General features: G+C 70.3%; 14 protein-coding genes. 4 read left to right on the top strand and 10 right to left on the bottom strand.

Going from position 1 to position 15,513, the window contains the following annotated elements; translation table 11 throughout:
- Window positions 1–23 precede the first annotated feature (23 nt).
- The 3 genes from kdpC to ACLFA2_RS06385 are packed head-to-tail and all read left to right on the top strand — an operon-like array spanning window position 24 to window position 3,849.
- A complete protein-coding gene (kdpC, locus tag ACLFA2_RS06375) occupies window positions 24–626 on the top strand; it encodes a potassium-transporting ATPase subunit KdpC (protein WP_426622238.1) in 603 nt (200 codons plus the stop codon).
- Window positions 623–3,181, top strand: a complete 2,559-nt coding sequence (locus ACLFA2_RS06380; RefSeq protein WP_426622239.1) for an ATP-binding protein — start codon at window positions 623–625, stop codon at window positions 3,179–3,181. The genes kdpC and ACLFA2_RS06380 overlap by 4 nt, the downstream gene beginning before the upstream one ends.
- Window positions 3,178–3,849 carry a response regulator gene (locus tag ACLFA2_RS06385; protein ID WP_029260073.1) on the top strand — a complete coding sequence of 224 codons (672 nt, stop codon included), beginning with the start codon at window positions 3,178–3,180 and terminating at the stop codon, window positions 3,847–3,849. The genes ACLFA2_RS06380 and ACLFA2_RS06385 overlap by 4 nt, the downstream gene beginning before the upstream one ends.
- On the opposite strand, the gene ACLFA2_RS06390 is transcribed toward ACLFA2_RS06385, so the two are convergent.
- Both ACLFA2_RS06390 and ACLFA2_RS06395 read right to left on the bottom strand, forming a co-directional pair.
- The gene (locus tag ACLFA2_RS06390; RefSeq protein ID WP_426622240.1) at window positions 3,831–4,649 is read right to left on the bottom strand and encodes a tryptophan-rich sensory protein; all 819 of its coding nucleotides are present in this window, start codon (window positions 4,647–4,649) and stop codon (window positions 3,831–3,833) included. The genes ACLFA2_RS06385 and ACLFA2_RS06390 overlap by 19 nt on opposite strands.
- 124 nt (window positions 4,650–4,773) lie before the next feature.
- On the bottom strand, window positions 4,774–5,340 hold the full coding sequence (locus tag ACLFA2_RS06395; protein WP_136023934.1) for a TetR/AcrR family transcriptional regulator: 567 nt from the start codon (window positions 5,338–5,340) through the stop codon (window positions 4,774–4,776).
- Window positions 5,341–5,436: 96 nt separating this feature from the next.
- Between ACLFA2_RS06395 and ACLFA2_RS06400 the strand changes: the two genes are divergently transcribed.
- Complete coding sequence (locus tag ACLFA2_RS06400) at window positions 5,437–6,279, top strand: alpha/beta fold hydrolase (RefSeq protein WP_029260076.1); 843 nt, start codon at window positions 5,437–5,439, stop codon at window positions 6,277–6,279.
- Between the two features lie 72 nt (window positions 6,280–6,351).
- On the opposite strand, the gene ACLFA2_RS06405 is transcribed toward ACLFA2_RS06400, so the two are convergent.
- Genes ACLFA2_RS06405 through ACLFA2_RS06440 form a run of 8 tightly spaced genes read right to left on the bottom strand, consistent with a single transcriptional unit; the run spans window position 6,352 to window position 15,260 of the window.
- On the bottom strand, window positions 6,352–8,439 hold the full coding sequence (locus ACLFA2_RS06405; protein WP_426622241.1) for an iron ABC transporter permease: 2,088 nt from the start codon (window positions 8,437–8,439) through the stop codon (window positions 6,352–6,354).
- Window positions 8,436–9,461: an ABC transporter substrate-binding protein gene (locus ACLFA2_RS06410; RefSeq protein WP_426622242.1), complete on the bottom strand. Its 1,026-nt coding sequence runs from the start codon at window positions 9,459–9,461 to the stop codon at window positions 8,436–8,438. Before ACLFA2_RS06410 ends, ACLFA2_RS06405 begins: the two co-directional genes overlap by 4 nt.
- A 27-nt stretch (window positions 9,462–9,488) precedes the next feature.
- Window positions 9,489–10,322, bottom strand: a complete 834-nt coding sequence (locus ACLFA2_RS06415; protein ID WP_426622243.1) for an ABC transporter ATP-binding protein — start codon at window positions 10,320–10,322, stop codon at window positions 9,489–9,491.
- A gap of 1 nt (window position 10,323) precedes the next feature.
- Window positions 10,324–11,286, bottom strand: a complete 963-nt coding sequence (locus ACLFA2_RS06420) for a siderophore-interacting protein (RefSeq protein ID WP_347124570.1) — start codon at window positions 11,284–11,286, stop codon at window positions 10,324–10,326.
- Window positions 11,276–12,076 carry an ABC transporter ATP-binding protein gene (locus ACLFA2_RS06425; protein WP_029260078.1) on the bottom strand — a complete coding sequence of 267 codons (801 nt, stop codon included), beginning with the start codon at window positions 12,074–12,076 and terminating at the stop codon, window positions 11,276–11,278. Before ACLFA2_RS06425 ends, ACLFA2_RS06420 begins: the two co-directional genes overlap by 11 nt.
- Window positions 12,073–13,155 (bottom strand): FecCD family ABC transporter permease, encoded by a 1,083-nt coding sequence (locus ACLFA2_RS06430; RefSeq protein ID WP_029265114.1) that lies wholly within the window; start codon window positions 13,153–13,155, stop codon window positions 12,073–12,075. The genes ACLFA2_RS06425 and ACLFA2_RS06430 overlap by 4 nt, the downstream gene beginning before the upstream one ends.
- On the bottom strand, window positions 13,152–14,201 hold the full coding sequence (locus ACLFA2_RS06435) for a FecCD family ABC transporter permease (RefSeq protein ID WP_021198341.1): 1,050 nt from the start codon (window positions 14,199–14,201) through the stop codon (window positions 13,152–13,154). Before ACLFA2_RS06435 ends, ACLFA2_RS06430 begins: the two co-directional genes overlap by 4 nt.
- Before the next feature lie 33 nt (window positions 14,202–14,234).
- On the bottom strand, window positions 14,235–15,260 hold the full coding sequence (locus tag ACLFA2_RS06440) for an iron-siderophore ABC transporter substrate-binding protein (protein ID WP_021198342.1): 1,026 nt from the start codon (window positions 15,258–15,260) through the stop codon (window positions 14,235–14,237).
- Window positions 15,261–15,513 lie beyond the last annotated feature (253 nt).

Genomic DNA, 15,513 nt, shown 5'->3' on the forward strand with positions numbered 1-15,513 from the left:
CGGCTCGGAAAAGGAATCCAGACATGTCCTCCACACGCACCGCGGTCCGCACCACCGGTGTCGCCGTCCGCGCGATGCTCGTCCTCACCCTCGTGCTCGGTGTCGCCTACACACTCCTGGTCACCGGCATCGGGCAGCTCCTGCTCCCGTGGCAGGCCAATGGCTCCCCCCTTCCCGACGACAGGGGCAGCTCGCTGATCGGCCAGTCCTTCACCGATGACGACGGCGAGGCGCTCCCGGAGTACTTCCAGTCGCGGCCCTCCGCCGCGGGCGACGACTACGACGGCGCGGGCTCCAGCGGAAGCAACCTCGGCCCGGAGAACACCGACCTGGTCGCAGCGATCGCGGAGCGCAAGGCCGCGATCGCGGAGCGCGAGGGGGTCGACCCGTCGCAGGTGCCGGCCGACGCGGTCACCGCCTCGGGTTCCGGGCTCGACCCGCACATCAGCGTGGCGTACGCACTGCTGCAGGTGCCGCGCGTCGCCGAGGCCCGCGGACTCTCCACACAGGAGGTGCGCGACCTCGTGGAGTCTAGGATTCAAGGGCGGGATCTGGGATTCCTCGGCGCGGAGCGCATCAACGTCGCCGAGCTCAATCTCGCGCTCGATGAACGGGAGGGCGAATGACCGCAGCGCCACTTCGTCGATCTCACGGCCACTCCCGCCGGGGGCGGCTCCGGATACTCCTCGGAGCCGCCCCCGGCGTCGGCAAGACCTACGAGATGCTCGCCGAGGGACGACGCATGCTCGACGAGGGCCATGACGTCGTGATCGCGATCGTCGAGACGCACGACCGCGCCGCGACGCAGGCGCAGACCGCCGGAATCCCCGAGGTGCCCCGCCGGGTCGACCTCCACCGCGGGATCGCCCTGACCGAACTCGACGTCGACGCCGTGCTCGAGCGGGCACCCGAGATCGCCCTCGTGGACGAGCTGGCGCACACCAACGTCCCCGGCTCGCGCAACGCCAAGCGCTGGCAGGACGTGGACGAGCTGCTGGATGCGGGCATCGACGTGGTGACCACCGTCAACGTGCAGCACATCGAGTCTTTGAACGCCGTGGTCGAGAAGATCACCGGCATCGCGCAGCAGGAGACGATCCCGGACGCCGTGGTCCGCGCCGCCGACGAGATCGAGGTCGTCGACCTCGCCCCGCAGACGCTCCGTGATCGACTCTCGGCCGGACTCGTCTACCCGGCCGAGCGGATCGACGCCGCCCTGTCGAACTACTTCCGCCTCGGCAACCTCACCGCACTGCGCGAGCTGGCCCTGCTCTGGCTCGCCGACGAGGTCGACAGCGCGCTGCGCAGCTACCGGGCGGAGCAGGGCATCGAGGGCAACTGGCAGGCCAGGGAGCGCGTGGTCGTCGCCCTGACCGGCGGCCCCGAGGGCGAGACCCTGCTGCGCCGCGGCGCCAGAATCGCGGCCCGCTCCGCCGGCGGCGAACTGCTGGCGGTGCACATCACCGCGCAGGACGGCCTGCGCGACGAGACACCGGGAGCCCTCGCCGCACAACGCACGCTCGTGGAGTCGCTCGGCGGCACCTACCACCAGGTCGTGGGCGACGACATCCCCGCCACCCTGGTCGAGTTCGCGCAGGGCGCGGACGCCACGCAGCTCGTGATCGGCGTCAGCCGGCGCAGTCGCGTCACCGCTGCGCTGACCGGTCCCGGCATCGGCTCTGAGGTCATCCGCCGCTCCGGCGACATCGACGTGCACATCGTCACGCACGCCGCAGCGGGTGGGCGGATGGTGCTGCCGCGCATCACCGGCGGAGCCCTGGGCTGGCGTCGACAGCTGCTCGGTTTCGGCGTCGCGCTCGTCTTCGGACCGATCCTGTCGTGGATCATGTTCACGTTCCGCAGCCCCGAGTCGATCACCGCCGAGGTGCTCGCGTACCAACTGCTCGTGGTCGTGGTCGCCCTCATCGGCGGCATCCGCCCTGCGGTGTTCGCGGCGGTGCTCTCGGGCGTCACTCTCGACTTCCTCTTCGTCGCTCCGCTGTTCACGATCACGATCGCGCATCCGCTGCACGTGCTCGCGCTCGCCCTCTACGTGCTCATCGCGATCCTGGTCAGCATCATCGTGGACCAGGCCGCGCGACGGGCCCGCACCGCGCAACGCGCCGCCGCCGAGGCCGAGCTGCTCGCCGCAGTCGCCGGCAACGTGCTCCGCGGCGACAACGCCGTGCTGGCTCTGGTCAGCCGCACCCGAGAGGCGTTCGGCCTGAGCGGCGTGCGCCTGATCGCCCCCGACGGCGAGGTGCTCGCGAGCGACGGCGAACCCGTGGCCGACGGACGTGCCACGACCATCCCCGTCGGCGTCGTCCCCGGGGGCGGGCCCCGTGCGGTGCTGGAGCTGAACGGCGAGCCGCTCGCCGGACCCGAACGCCGCCTGCTGGATGCGATCGTCGCACAGCTCTCCGCCGCGATCGAGCACACCGATCTGCGTGCCACCGCGAGCGAGGCGGAAGCACTCGCCGAGACCGACCAGGTGCGCAGCGCCCTGCTGTCGGCCGTCAGCCACGACCTGCGCCGCCCCCTCGCCTCGGCGGTCGCCGCCATCGGCGGTCTGCGCGGTGCGCACGGACTGTCGGCCTCCGATCGCGAAGAACTGCTCGCCACCGCCGACGAGAGTCTCGCGACGCTGTCGACGCTGGTCACCGACCTGCTCGACGTGAGCCGCGTGCAGGCCGGCGTGCTCGCCGTGTCGTCGTCGCGGATGGACGCGGCCGGCTGCGTGCTCGCCGCCGTCGATGAGCTGGGGCTCGGGCCGTCCGACGTCGAGCTCGCCCTCGACCCCGACCTGCCGCCGCTGCATGCCGACCCCGTGCTGCTGCTGCGCGTGCTGGTCAACGTGATCGCCAACGCCCATCGGCACTCCCCCGAAGACGCACGGGTCATCGTCTCCACGAGCGCCCTCGGCGGCCGCGCCGAGATCCGCATCATCGACCGGGGCGACGGCGTCTCCCCCGAGCGGCGCGACCGCATCTTCCAGCCGTTCCAGCGCTTCGGCGACACCGACAACACGACAGGGCTGGGACTCGGACTCGCCCTGTCGCGCGGGTTCACCGAGGGCATGGGCGGTACCCTGACACCCGAGGACACGCCTGGCGGAGGCCTCACCATGGTCATCTCCCTGCCGCTGGCCGCAGGACTTGCCGACACGGAGGGCACGGAGTGAAGCTGCTCATCGCCGACGACGATCCGCAGATGGTCCGCGCGCTGAGGATCACCCTCGCCGCGCACGGATACGAGGTGGTCGTGGCTCCCGACGGGGCCGCCGCCATCGCTGCGGCCGCCCAGACCCACCCCGACCTCATCATGCTCGACCTGGGGATGCCCCGACTCGACGGCATCGAGGTGATCCAGGCGCTGCGCGGATGGACCAACGTGCCGATCATCGTGGTCTCCGGTCGCACGGGTTCGGCCGACAAGGTCGAAGCGCTCGACGCCGGCGCCGACGACTTCGTGACCAAGCCCTTCCAGGTCGACGAGCTGCTGGCGCGGCTGCGTGCGCTCTCGCGTCGCTCCATCCCGGCCAGCGGCGAGTCGACCGTGGCCTTCGGCGATGTGGTGGTCGACCTCTCGACGAAGACCGTGACACGGGGCGGCGCGCGCGTGCACCTGACCCCGACCGAGTGGCGGATGCTGGAGCACCTCTCCCGGCATCCGGGCGCCCTGGTCACGCGCCAGGACCTGCTGAAGGAGATCTGGGGCAGCGAGCAGGTCTCCGACTCCGGCTACCTGCGTCTGTACATGTCGCAGCTGCGCAAGAAGCTCGAGCAGGAGCCCGGCGCTCCCGTGCACCTGCTCACCGAATCGGGGATGGGCTACCGCCTGGTGCTCTGAGCGTCGGCGTCGGCGTCCACGGCGCGCGACCGGCGCAGGACCGCCACGACCCCGGTGATGACGAGCAGCACCGCCACGGTGATCGCGGCGATTGCGGTCGGCGTGCTCTGCGGTTCTCCCGTGAGCCGTCCGACGGCGAGCCATGCCAGACCCCAGGCCGTCGCGAGGGCGGGGGCGATGCGTCCGGTGATCCAGGCGGCGGCGGCTCCGATCACGAGGACGACGACCAGCACGCCGATCGCCCAGGCATCGGCGGCCTGCGCCCAGCTCTGCGGTGCGATCTGCGTGAGCCAGGCGGCGGTGTTGGCGACGGTGGCGATCGTGACCCAGCCGAAGTGCAGGCCGTTCGCGCCGTCGGTGAGGATGCGATCGGCGAGGCTGCGGGCGGGGAAGCGACCGAGCAGCACGATCACTCGAGCGAGCACGGCCAGCAGCGCCGCGATCACGACGACAGTGAGCCAGAGCGTCAGGAATCGTGCGGTCACCAGCCACAGCCCGTTCAGCACCATCGACGCGGCGATCCATCCGCCCACGGCCTGCTGACGCGGGTCCTGCCGCTGGGCGGGGAACGCCTGCCACACCGTGTACGCGAACAGGCCGAGGTATATCAGCGACCAGATCGAGAATGCGGGCCCCGCGGGCGCGAGGTACGAGCCCTGGGCGGAGAGGGCCCCGTCCTGCAGGTCATCGACGGACGCACCGCCGAATGCCCCCGCGCCGACAGCGGCCGCGATCACCATGAACGTCGCCGCCGCGATGATCAGCGACTGACGACCGATGCCCTCTGTGCGTGATTCCATGCTCCGCAGGCTACGAGACGCCCGCGCGCGACGCATCGCCCTTGACACCGGAACGGCATTTCGCTAACCAGGTTAGTCAAAACCCCCATCATGCCCGCCTCACGCGGAAGCTCGCGCGGAAGGATCAGGCGCGCGTGAAGGCCGCGTCGATCAGGACTTCGGCGGCTCCCCTGGCCTGCGCGGCCACTGCCGGGTCGGCCGAGATCGCGGCCGTGCTCTGCGCCCCCTCGGCGAGGATGGACAGCTGCGCGGCGAGCGCCGGGGGCGCGCCCGTCTGGGCGACGAGACCCGCCATGTACTCCTGGAACGAGGCCTTGTGCGCCCGTACGATCTCGGCAACCTCGGGATTCGTGCCGCCGAGCTCACCGAACGCGTTGATGAATGCGCAGCCGCGGAAGTCGTCGGCGCAGAACCAGTTCTCGAGATAGCCGTAGACGGCGAGGAGACGTGCGCGCGGGTCGCCGCCCGCATCCGCCACGGCACCCGACAGGCCCGACTCCCACTCGGCGTGCTTGCGTGCGAGCACGGCCACGACGATGTCGGTCTTCGACGGGAACAGCGAGTAGAGGCGGCGCAGCGAGACCCCGGCCTCCTGACGCAGCTCGTCCATGCCGACGGCCGCGTACCCCTTGCGGTAGTACAGCTCCTCGGCGGTGGAGAGGATGCGCTCGCGAGCCTCGTCTTCGGTCATGTCCAGAAGTCTACTTGACACGAGAACGAACGTTCTCTAGATTGGTCACATCGAGCGAGAACGACCGTTCTCACCGGAACCGAAAGGATCAGGATCATGGGTTACATCACCGTCGGCACCGAGAACAGCACCCCGATCGAGCTCTACTATGAAGACCAGGGATCGGGTCAGCCCGTCGTCCTGATCCACGGCTATCCGCTCGACGGTCACAGCTGGGAGCGTCAGACCCGCGAGCTCCTCGCTCAGGGCTACCGCGTCATCACTTACGACCGCCGCGGCTTCGGCGGATCGTCGAAGGTGAACACCGGGTACGACTACGACACCTTCGCCGCCGACCTGAACACCGTGCTCGAGACCCTCGACCTGCGCGACGTCGTGCTGGTCGGCTTCTCGATGGGCACCGGAGAGCTCGCACGCTACGTCGCCCGCCACGGCCACGACCGCGTCGCCAAGCTCGCCTTCCTCGCCTCGCTCGAGCCCTTCCTCGTGCAGCGCGACGACAACCCCGAGGGCGTGCCGCAGGAGGTGTTCGACGGCATCGAGGCTGCCGCCAAGGGCGATCGCTTCGCGTGGTTCACCGACTTCTACAAGAACTTCTACAACCTCGACGAGAACCTGGGCTCGCGCATCAGCGAGCAGGCGGTGACCGGCAGCTGGAACGTCGCGGTCGGCAGCGCCCCCGTGGCCGCCTACGCGGTCGTGCCGGCGTGGATCGAAGACTTCCGCACCGACGTCGAGGCCGTGCGCTCCGCCGGAAAGCCCACCCTGATCCTGCACGGGACGAAGGACAACATCCTGCCGATCGATGCCACCGCCCGTCGATTCCACCAGGCAGTGCCCGACGCCGACTACGTCGAGGTCGAGGGGGCTCCGCACGGCCTGCTGTGGACCCACGCCGACGAGGTCAACGCCGCGCTGAAGGAGTTCCTCGCCAAGTAGTCCCCGTTCGAATCGCGCAGATGGTCCCCTTCCTCGACGGAAGGGGACCATCTGCGCGATTCGAGGCGGGAGCTACACGTCGCGCGAGCGCCAGAGCAGCCAGACGAAGTACGGGGCACCGATCAGCGCGACCACGAGTCCGGCCGGCAGTTGCGCGGGGGCGATGACGGTACGACCGATCGTGTCGGCCACCCCCACCAGGAGTCCGCCCAGCAGCACCGCGACCGGAATCATCCTCGAGTGCCTCGCGCCGACGAGCGCCCGCGCCGCGTGCGGAGCGACGAGACCGACGAAGCCGATCACGCCGATCGCCGTCACGCTCAGAGCCGCGAGCACGGCCGCCACGACCAGCAACGTGAGCCGCACCGGCTCGAGACGGATGCCGACGAGCCGCGGGGTGTCCTCGTCGAGCGACAGCACATCGAGCTCGCGGCGGCTCATCACCACGAGCGGCAGGGCGATGGCCAGCACGATCGCCAGGGGCAGCACCTGCTCCCAGACACGGCCGTAGGTGGTGCCCGAGAGCCAGGTGTAGATCTTCGGAGTGTCCCAGGGGCTCGACCTCAGGAGGAAGAAGGTCGTGAGCGAGACGGTGAAGTACGAGACGCCGATGCCGATCAGCAGGAACCTGTCGGCGTTCAGACCACCGCGCCACGACAGCAGGTAGACGAGGACGAAGGCCAGCAGCGCTCCGGCGATGGCACCCGCGATCATGCCCGCGGTGGACGAGACGGCGCTCGTGATCACGAGCACCGCGCCGAGTCCGCCCCCGCCCGTGACACCGAGGATGCTCGGGTCGGCGAGGGGGTTCCGACTCACCCCCTGGATGATGGCGCCGGAGAGCGCGAGCGCTCCACCGGCGACGACCGCGGCCACGATGCGCGGCGCCCGCTCGTCCAGCGCGAAGGCGATCGCCGCCGGCGCCTCGCCCTGCAGCCACAGCGCGATATCGCCGGTCAACAGCCACGTGTGCCCGGCGAGCAGGCCGAGGAGCAGCACGCCGGTCACCCCGAGCACCACGACCGCCAGGGTGATGCGGAACCGCGCCCCGCTGCGCACGCCGAAGCGCACCCGCGGAGGCTCCCGCGTCGGGCCGGCGTCGCGCAGGCGTCGAGCCATGAGCACGAGCACGATCGCCCCCAGCAGCGTCGTCGCGACTCCGGTCGGGATGAGGATCGCCGCCTCGGCCCCGATGATCGCCCGCAGCAGAGCATCCGAGAGGATCACGACGATCGCGCCGAGCAACCCGGCGGCCGGGATCAGGAGCAGATGGCGGTTCAGGCTCGGCACCACCCGCGTCAGCAGGCGGGCGAGCACGGGCGCGCACAGCCCGACGAAGCCCATCGGCCCCGCCAGCGTCACCGATACCGCGGTGAGCGTGACGGCGAGCAGGATGCCGACGGCCCGCGTCGATCGGATCGGCACGCCCAGGGAGGATGCCGTGTCGTCGCCGAGCGCCAGGATGTCGAACCGACGCGCGAGCACCAGAGCAGCCGCCGTCACCACGACCACGACCGGGGCGGCTTGCAAGAATGCGGTCAGGCCCAGCTGGGACAGGCTTCCGCTCCCCCACGCGAGCAGCCCCTTGGTCTCTTCGTCGAACAGGATGAGCAGCGTCGAGGTGCCGGCCTGGAACGCGAGCGCGAGGGCCGTGCCCGCCAGGATCAGCCGCGTGGTGGACGAACCCGCACCGCCGGCGAGACCGAGCACGATCCCCGTCGCGACGATGCCCCCGGCGAATGCGACAGCGCCCGAAGCCCACACTGGCACGGCGATGCCGAACGCAGCGAGTGCCGTGACAGCCAGGTAGGCGCCGGCCGTCACCCCCAGCGTGTCCGGCGAGGCCAGAGCGTTACGGGCGAGCGACTGGAGGAGGATGCCGGCCACGCCGAGCGCCACACCCACGGCGACGCCGGCGGCGAGACGCGGCACCCGCGACCCCCACAGCACCTCGGTCTCCGCGAACACCGCACCGCTGGTGCCCTGCGTGAGATGCCAGCACGCGACGGCGACGAGCACCACGGCCAGGGCCACGAGGACGCCTATGCCCGTGAGGAGAGCCCCGGCCCGGCGTCCCTCCGCCTCGTCGGGTGCGACCGCAGGAGCCGGACGCGCCGACTCCGTCGCGGCCGTCTCGTCGAGGCGAAGGGCACCCGTCACTTCGAGAGCACCTCGAGGTAGCCGTCGATGATCTGCTGGGTGGAGCGTGGGCCGCCGAACGTCCAGATCCCGGCGGGGAAGGCGGTCAGGCGCCCCTCGGCCACAGCGGGAAGCGAGGTCCACGCCGGGTTGTCCTGCAGCGCGTCGATGAAGCTCTCCGACTCGGGATCTTCGGTGCCGGTGTAGAACAGACTGGCGTCGCCGACCGTGGTCATGCCCTCCACATCGGTCTGCCCGAGGCCGTAAGCGGGGTCGACCTCGCCGGTCCACGCGTTCGTGAGTCCGAGCTTCTCGCCGATCTCACCGACCAGCGACCCCTGACCGAACGGACGCAGCGCGACATTGCCGCCGTCGACCCAGCCGTCGAAGAACACGAACTCCTTCGTGGGCAGGTCAAGATCGGCGAGCTCGGCAGAGGCAGCGTCGAGGTGCTCCTGGAACTCGTCGGCGACGACCTCGGCGCGCTCCTCCCGCCCTGTCACCTGGGCGATGAGATCGAGCGTGCCGAGCATCTTCGCGATGGGGTCGGCGGCATCCGCGCCGACGGTCGCGAGCACGGGCACGTCGTAGGCCTCGAGCTGGGAGACGATGGGGTCGTCCGCCGCACTGACCTCGACGATCACGAGGTCGGGCTCGGTGCCGAACAGCGTCTCCAGGTTCGGCTCCTGGCGGGTGCCCACATCGGTCACGCCCTCCGGGAGCTCCTCCGCGGTGACCCACGTGCTGTAGCCCTCGGCGTCGGCGACCGCGACCGGCGTGACGCACAGCGACAGCGCATCCTCGATCTGCTGCCACTCCAGCACCGCGATCCGCTCGGCCGGCTTGTCGAGCTCGACCGTGCGACCGAGATCGTCGGTGACCGAGACGGCGCCCGTCGAGATCGCGGTGGTGTCGTCGTCGCACCCCGCGCTCGTCGACGCCGACGCGTCGGAGGCGGTGGGGGCCTGAGTGGTGCCGCAGCCGGCCAGGGCCATCACGAGCGCGCCGCCGAGGGCGACCAGGGCGAGGGATTTCTTCTTCATCGTGTTCTTCCTCCGGGAGGGTGGGGGTCAGGATGTCGCAGCGGCGCGATGGCGTCCGTGGTGTCGACCGCGCGGGAGCACCCGGACGAGGCCGGTCTCCTCATCGATCTCGGTGTCGATGCGCAGGCCGTAGACGTGCGAGAGATTCGCGCCCGTGAGCACCTCGGCGGGAGTACCGACCGCGTGCACTCGACCGGAGTGCAGCAGCACCACGTCGTCCGCCACCGATGCCGCGTGGTCGAGGTCGTGCAGCACGACGCCGAGGGCGGTGCCGTGGTCGTCGGCGAGCTCGCGGATCAGATCGAGAGTCTCCACCTGGTAGCGCAGGTCGAGATGGTTGGTCGGTTCGTCGAGCAGAAGCACGCCGGTCTCCTGCGCCAGCGCGGTCGCCAGCCACACGCGTTGGAGTTCGCCTCCCGAGAGCTGGTCGACGGGACGGGAGGCCATGGCGCCGAGTCCGGTCAGGGCGAGCGCACGGGCGACAGCGGCACGGTCCGCATCGCTGACGCCGGAGAATCGGCCCCGGTGGGGGTGGCGACCATACGCCACGACGTCGGAGACCTCGATGCCGGACGGATGCGGCCGCGACTGCGAGAGCATCGCGACGGCCTTCGCGAACTCCTTCGCAGAAAGGGCGGCGGCGTCGCGGGTCTCGTCTCCGCCGATGCGCACGCTCCCCGCCTCGATGCGGTGCAGACGCGCGAGGGCGCGCAGGACGGTCGATTTGCCGCTGCCGTTCGGGCCGATGAGCGCGGTGACCCGGCCGGGAGCGAGCTGTAGCGACACGTCGTGCACCACCCGGGCACGGCCGTATCCGAGCACGAGGGATCGGCCGTGCAGGGAGGGGGATCCGGTCGTCATCTCAGCCTCGCATGGCGACGCCGCGACGCCAGTAGCCCATGAACGCCACCTGCCCGCGATCGATGCCGAGGTCCTTGACCAGGTGGCGACGCAGCGTGGTGACCACGCCGCTCTCCCCCGCGATCCAGAAGTAGCGTTCGGCCGCAGCATCCCCCGTGGCGATGTCCTCGCCGAGACCGGAGTAGTCCGGCGTCTCCCACAGCAGGTCCTCACCATCGATGTCCTTCACCCGGATCTCGTCCGTGGCATCGGCGTCGCCGAGGTGGGCGAGCACGGCGGGGATGAGCCGCAAGCCGTGCGGCTCACCGATGTCACGCGGCAGCCAGTGCACCTCGACCCCCGAGGGTGCGTCGATGCGGAGGACGTCGGCGGGCGAGGGCACTTCGATGAAGGCGACGCCGCGCAGATCCTGCGGTGCGTCCTCGAGGATGCGGGCGATCGCCGGAGCGGCGGTCTCGTCGCCGGCGAGCACGACCGATGCCGCGGTCCCCGGCGCGAACTCGGCCCCTCCGTGCGCGTCGACATCCACCCCGCGGCGGGGGCCGACCAGGTAGAGCTCCTGCCCGACCGCGGCCTGGCTCGCCCACAGCGACGCGGGTCCGGTCAGTCCGGGTTCGAGGTGCAGCACGAAGTCGACGTCCACCTCGGTGCCGGTCTCGTCATCGAGCCGCAGCTCGCGCACGGAGTAGGTGCGCATGGACCCGCGCTCCACCTCGGGCACCGCGAGGAACGCCTGCCACCAGTTGTCGGATGCCCTGTCGAGCTCAGGCAGGACTCCGGACGCGGGCGGGAACACCAGCTTGATGCGGCTGTCGAACACCTCACCCGGCGTGCCGAACTCGCTCAGCTCGTCGCCGCCGAACGTCACCCGCACGAACGAGGGCGAGACGCGCGCGACCCCCCGTACCTCGGCGCGGGTGAGGATGTAGGTCGGACGGTCGGTCGTGGTCGTCTCAGCGGACATGGTGCCTCCCGATGGGTGTGACCATCGGCTTGCCGGAGACCGGATCGATGGTGATCTGATTGGCGAGGCCGAAGACCTCTTCGACGAGTTCGGCGGTGACGATGTCCTGCGGCGCACCGGTCGCGTGCACCCGCCCGTCCTTCATCGCCACCAGCTCGTCGGCGTAGCGGGCCGCGAGATTGAGGTCGTGCAGCACCATGACGATCGTGGTGCCGCGCGAGACGCTCAGGTCGGTGAGCAGGTCGAGGACCTCGACCTGGTGGGCGACGTCGAGGAAGGTGGTCGGCTCGTCGAGCAGCAGGATGTCGGTCTCCTGTGCGAGCGCCATGGCGATCCACACCCGCTGGCGCTGACCGCCCGAGAGCTCGTCGACGCTGCGGTCGGCCAGATCGGAGATGCCGGTGGCGTCGAGGGCATCCGCCACGACCTCGTAATCGTGGGTGCTCCATCGGGCGAGCATCTTCTGATGCGGGTGCCGTCCACGGCCGACCAGATCGGCGACCGCGATGCCCTCGGGCGCGACGGGCGACTGCGGCAGCAACCCGAGGATGCGCGCGACCTCCTTGGTGGGGCGGGCGTGCACCGATCTGCCGTCGAGCACGATCTGGCCGTCGCTCGGAGACAGCAGGCGCGCCAGCGAGCGCAGCAGCGTGGACTTGCCGCATCCGTTCGCCCCCACGATGGTGGTGATGCGACCGGGGGCGATCTGCAGGTCGAGGCCGTCGATGATGGTGCGGTCCCCGTAGGCGAGCGTCACCCCCTCGGCGGACAGGCTGTGCGAGACGGTCATAGCGAACCCCCGGAGCGGTTGGTGCGGATGAGCAGGTAGATCAGGTACGGCGCGCCGACGACGCCGGTGATGACGCCGACGGGATAGCGGGTGCCGAAGGCGAACTGGCCGATCAGGTCGCCGCCGAGCACGAGCACGGCTCCGACGAACGCCGACGGCAGGAGCAGGTTGGCGCCGGGGCCGGTGATGCGCGCGGCGATGGGGCCGGCCATGAACGCGACGAAGGCGATGGGGCCGGTGGCCGCGGTCGCGAACGCGAGCAGCGCGACCGCACCGAGGATGAGGAGAAGGCGGGTGGCGTTGACCCGGATGCCGAGGCCGGCCGCCGAGTCGTCGCCGAGCTGAAGCGCCCCGAGCGCGCGCCCCTGCGACAGCATCAGCGGCACGATGATCAGGGCGGCGATCGCCATCGGCAGCACCCGCTCCCACGACGCGTTGTTGAGGCTTCCGGTGAGCCACTGCATCGCGGTCTGGATGTCCCAGTTCGCCGCGCGCGACAGCATGTACGAGATGACGCTCTGCAGCATGGCCGCGACGCCGATCCCGATCAGGATGAGCCGCGTGCCCGCGAAGCCGCCCTTGATCGAGAGCAGGTAGATCACGAGGGCGGTGACGACGGCGCCGCCGAGAGCGAGCAGCGACACGACCGGCCCGTTCACGGACAGCACGATGATGCCGAACACGGCCGCCGCACCGGCACCGTTGGAGATGCCGATGATGTCGGGCGAGGCGAGCGGATTGCGCAGCATCGTCTGGAAGCACACACCCGCCATTCCGAATGCGATGCCGGTGAGGACGGCGAGCACCGCCCGCGGCAGTCGCAGATCGCCGACGGTGAACGAGGCGCCCGGCACGGTCTCTCCGAGGATCACCCGGATCACCTCATCCGGCGTGTAGAACGTGTTGCCGACCATGAGCGCCACCGCGAAGAGGGCGAAGACCAGGACGCCGAGGACGATCGTGGCCACCGCATGCCGGCGGTGGCGCGAGCGCCGCCCCGCGACGATACGCGCGATCCGGGCGGATGCCGGCTCGTCGACCCGGTCGAGGGTGTGCTCGGTGTGCTCTGTCGTGCTCACAGCTCACGCACCTTCTGCCGGCGGACGATCCAGATGAAGAACGGGGCTCCGATGATGGCGGTGATGATGCCCACCTGGATCTCCTCCGACGATGGCGCGATCACCCGGCCCACGATGTCGCTTGCGGTCAGCAGCGCGGCGCCGGCGATCGCCGAGAACGGGAGCAGCCAGCGGTGATCGGTGCCCACCAGCATCCGGCACACGTGCGGGATGATCAGACCGACGAAGCCGATCGGCCCGGCGATCGCGGTCGCGGCCCCGGCGAGGATCACCGCGCCCAGCGCCGAGATCATGCGCGTGCGGAACACGTTCTCACCGAGCCCCTTGGCCATCTCGTCTCCGAGGGCGAGGGAGTTCATGCCCCGGGAGCACAGGAAGCAGATCAGGGCGCCGATGGCCAGAACCGGTGCGGTGAGCGCGATGCGCGGCCACTCCGCGCCACCGACGCCGCCGATCTGCCACGACTGGAACGTCTGCAGCAGGTCGACGCGGGGCAGCATGACGGCGCTGATGAGCGAGGCGAAGGCGGCCGAGGTGGCGGCACCCGCGAGCGCGAGCTTGAGAGGTGTCGCTCCCCCGCGTCCGAGGGATCCGACCGTGTAGACGAAGACGGCGGCGAGCCCTGCTCCGGCGATCGCGAACGCCATCTGGCCGTAGGGGTCGGCGAGACCGAAGAAGGCGATGCCGCACACCACGGCCAGCGAGGCGCCGTTCGAGACGCCGAGGATGCCGGGGTCGGCGATGGGGTTGCGCGTCACGGCCTGCATGGTCGCGCCGGAGAGGGCGAGTGCCGCACCGACGAGGAGGGCCAGGACCGTGCGGGGGATGCGCTTGACGATCGCCGCCTGCGCGATCGTGTCGGTGTGACCGGTGAGGGCTGCGGCGATGTCGTCGAATGAGACGGCGCGCACGCCGAACGAGATCGACAGGATGGTGAGGACGACGAGCACCACGAGCCCGATGAGGAGCCAGAGGGTTCGCACCAGCACCGGGCGCCGCAGGTCTGCGGCCCCCGGTGCGGGCGCGATGACGGTTGCTGAGGTCACTGGGTATTCACTCCGCGGAGGCGGATCGAACGATTACGGAGCGAGCGGTGCAGCCAGGAGCGCGAGGTAGTCGCCGAGACCCCACGGAATCGACAGCGGCGACGGGTTCGCGGAGGCCGCGATGGGGGTGGCGTCGGGAAGGACCGCGATGCGGCCCTCGGCGATCGCCGGGATCTTCGACAGCAGCGGGTCGGCCTGCAGGAGCGGGATGATCGACTCGTCACCGTAGGTGATGAACAGGTCGACGTCGTCGAACTTCTGCGCCTCTTCCGCGCTGACCGTCAGGTAGAACTGGTCGCTGTCCTTGTTCTCCTCGACGATCGAGGGGAACGGCAGACCGAGATCGTGGAGATAGCCCGGGCGGGTGTCGATCGCCGTGTAGTACCCGATCTGGCTCAGGTCGGTCGGGTCGATGTAGGAGAACAGGACCTTCTTGTCCTTCAGCACACTGTTCGCCTCGAGCGCCTTCTGCGCGTCGGCGTCCAGCTGCTCGATCAGGGCGTCGCCCTCCTTCTCGAGGCCGAGGGCCCTGGAGTCCATCTCGATCATCTCGTCGACCGAAGTGCCCCAGGCGACCTTCGGGTAGGCGATGACCGGAGCGATCTTGGAGAGGGTGTCGTACTCCTCCTGCGTGAGGCCGGAGTAGGCGGCGAGGATCACGTCGGGCTCGGTGTCGGCGACGGCCTCGTAGTCGATGCCGTCGGTCTCGTCGAACAGCACCGGCGTCTCGGCCCCCATCTCGTCGAGCTTCTCCTCGACCCAGGGCAGCACGCCGTTGTCGTCATCGTCGCCCCACGACGCCTTGCTCATGCCGACCGGAACGATGCCCAGCGCCAGCGGCACCTCGTGGTTCGCCCATGCGACGGTCGCGACGCGCTCGGGCTTCTCGGTGATCGTGGTCTCGCCGTAGACGTGCTCGACGGTAACGGGGAAGGCGTCGTCGGATGCGGGGTTGCCGCCGGCGGTCGAGGTCGACTCCGGGGCAGAGGATGCGCAGGCGGAGAGACCGATGGCGAGCGCGGCGGCCGCGCCGATGGCGAGGATTCGAGAGGTGCGCACAGGCGTTCCTTCGGGTTCGGGGTGAGGGGGCGGCGCATGACCTGCGCCCAGGCTTTGGTAAGCCTCGCCTAATCTAACACGGAGGTTAGGGGAACCTCACCCCGGATTCCCGGCCGCGTGCTGCCTCTCGAATCGCGCGATTCGCCGCGAATCGCCGCCGGTTGGGGCCATTCACGCGATTCGAAAGCTGCGGGTGGCACGAAAAAACCGGCCGGATCCGTGAGGATCCGACCGGCTTCAGGAAGTCAGCGCG

It is taken from the genome of Microbacterium sp. As-52, from assembly GCF_049949185.1.
In the GTDB taxonomy this organism is placed as follows: domain Bacteria; phylum Actinomycetota; class Actinomycetes; order Actinomycetales; family Microbacteriaceae; genus Microbacterium; species Microbacterium maritypicum_A.

What these genes read in the sequence shown, in the direction of transcription:
- ACLFA2_RS06400 (WP_029260076.1), top strand. Translation starts at nt 5,437, where the DNA reads ATGGGTTACATCACCGTCGGCACCGAGAACAGCACCCCGATCGAGCTC.
- ACLFA2_RS06380 (WP_426622239.1), top strand. Translation starts at nt 623, where the DNA reads ATGACCGCAGCGCCACTTCGTCGATCTCACGGCCACTCCCGCCGGGGG.
- ACLFA2_RS06415 (WP_426622243.1), bottom strand. Translation starts at nt 10,322, where the DNA reads ATGACGACCGGATCCCCCTCCCTGCACGGCCGATCCCTCGTGCTCGGA.
- ACLFA2_RS06395 (WP_136023934.1), bottom strand. Translation starts at nt 5,340, where the DNA reads ATGACCGAAGACGAGGCTCGCGAGCGCATCCTCTCCACCGCCGAGGAG.
- kdpC (WP_426622238.1), top strand. Translation starts at nt 24, where the DNA reads ATGTCCTCCACACGCACCGCGGTCCGCACCACCGGTGTCGCCGTCCGC.
- ACLFA2_RS06410 (WP_426622242.1), bottom strand. Translation starts at nt 9,461, where the DNA reads ATGAAGAAGAAATCCCTCGCCCTGGTCGCCCTCGGCGGCGCGCTCGTG.
- ACLFA2_RS06425 (WP_029260078.1), bottom strand. Translation starts at nt 12,076, where the DNA reads ATGACCGTCTCGCACAGCCTGTCCGCCGAGGGGGTGACGCTCGCCTAC.
- ACLFA2_RS06390 (WP_426622240.1), bottom strand. Translation starts at nt 4,649, where the DNA reads ATGGAATCACGCACAGAGGGCATCGGTCGTCAGTCGCTGATCATCGCG.
- ACLFA2_RS06420 (WP_347124570.1), bottom strand. Translation starts at nt 11,286, where the DNA reads ATGTCCGCTGAGACGACCACGACCGACCGTCCGACCTACATCCTCACC.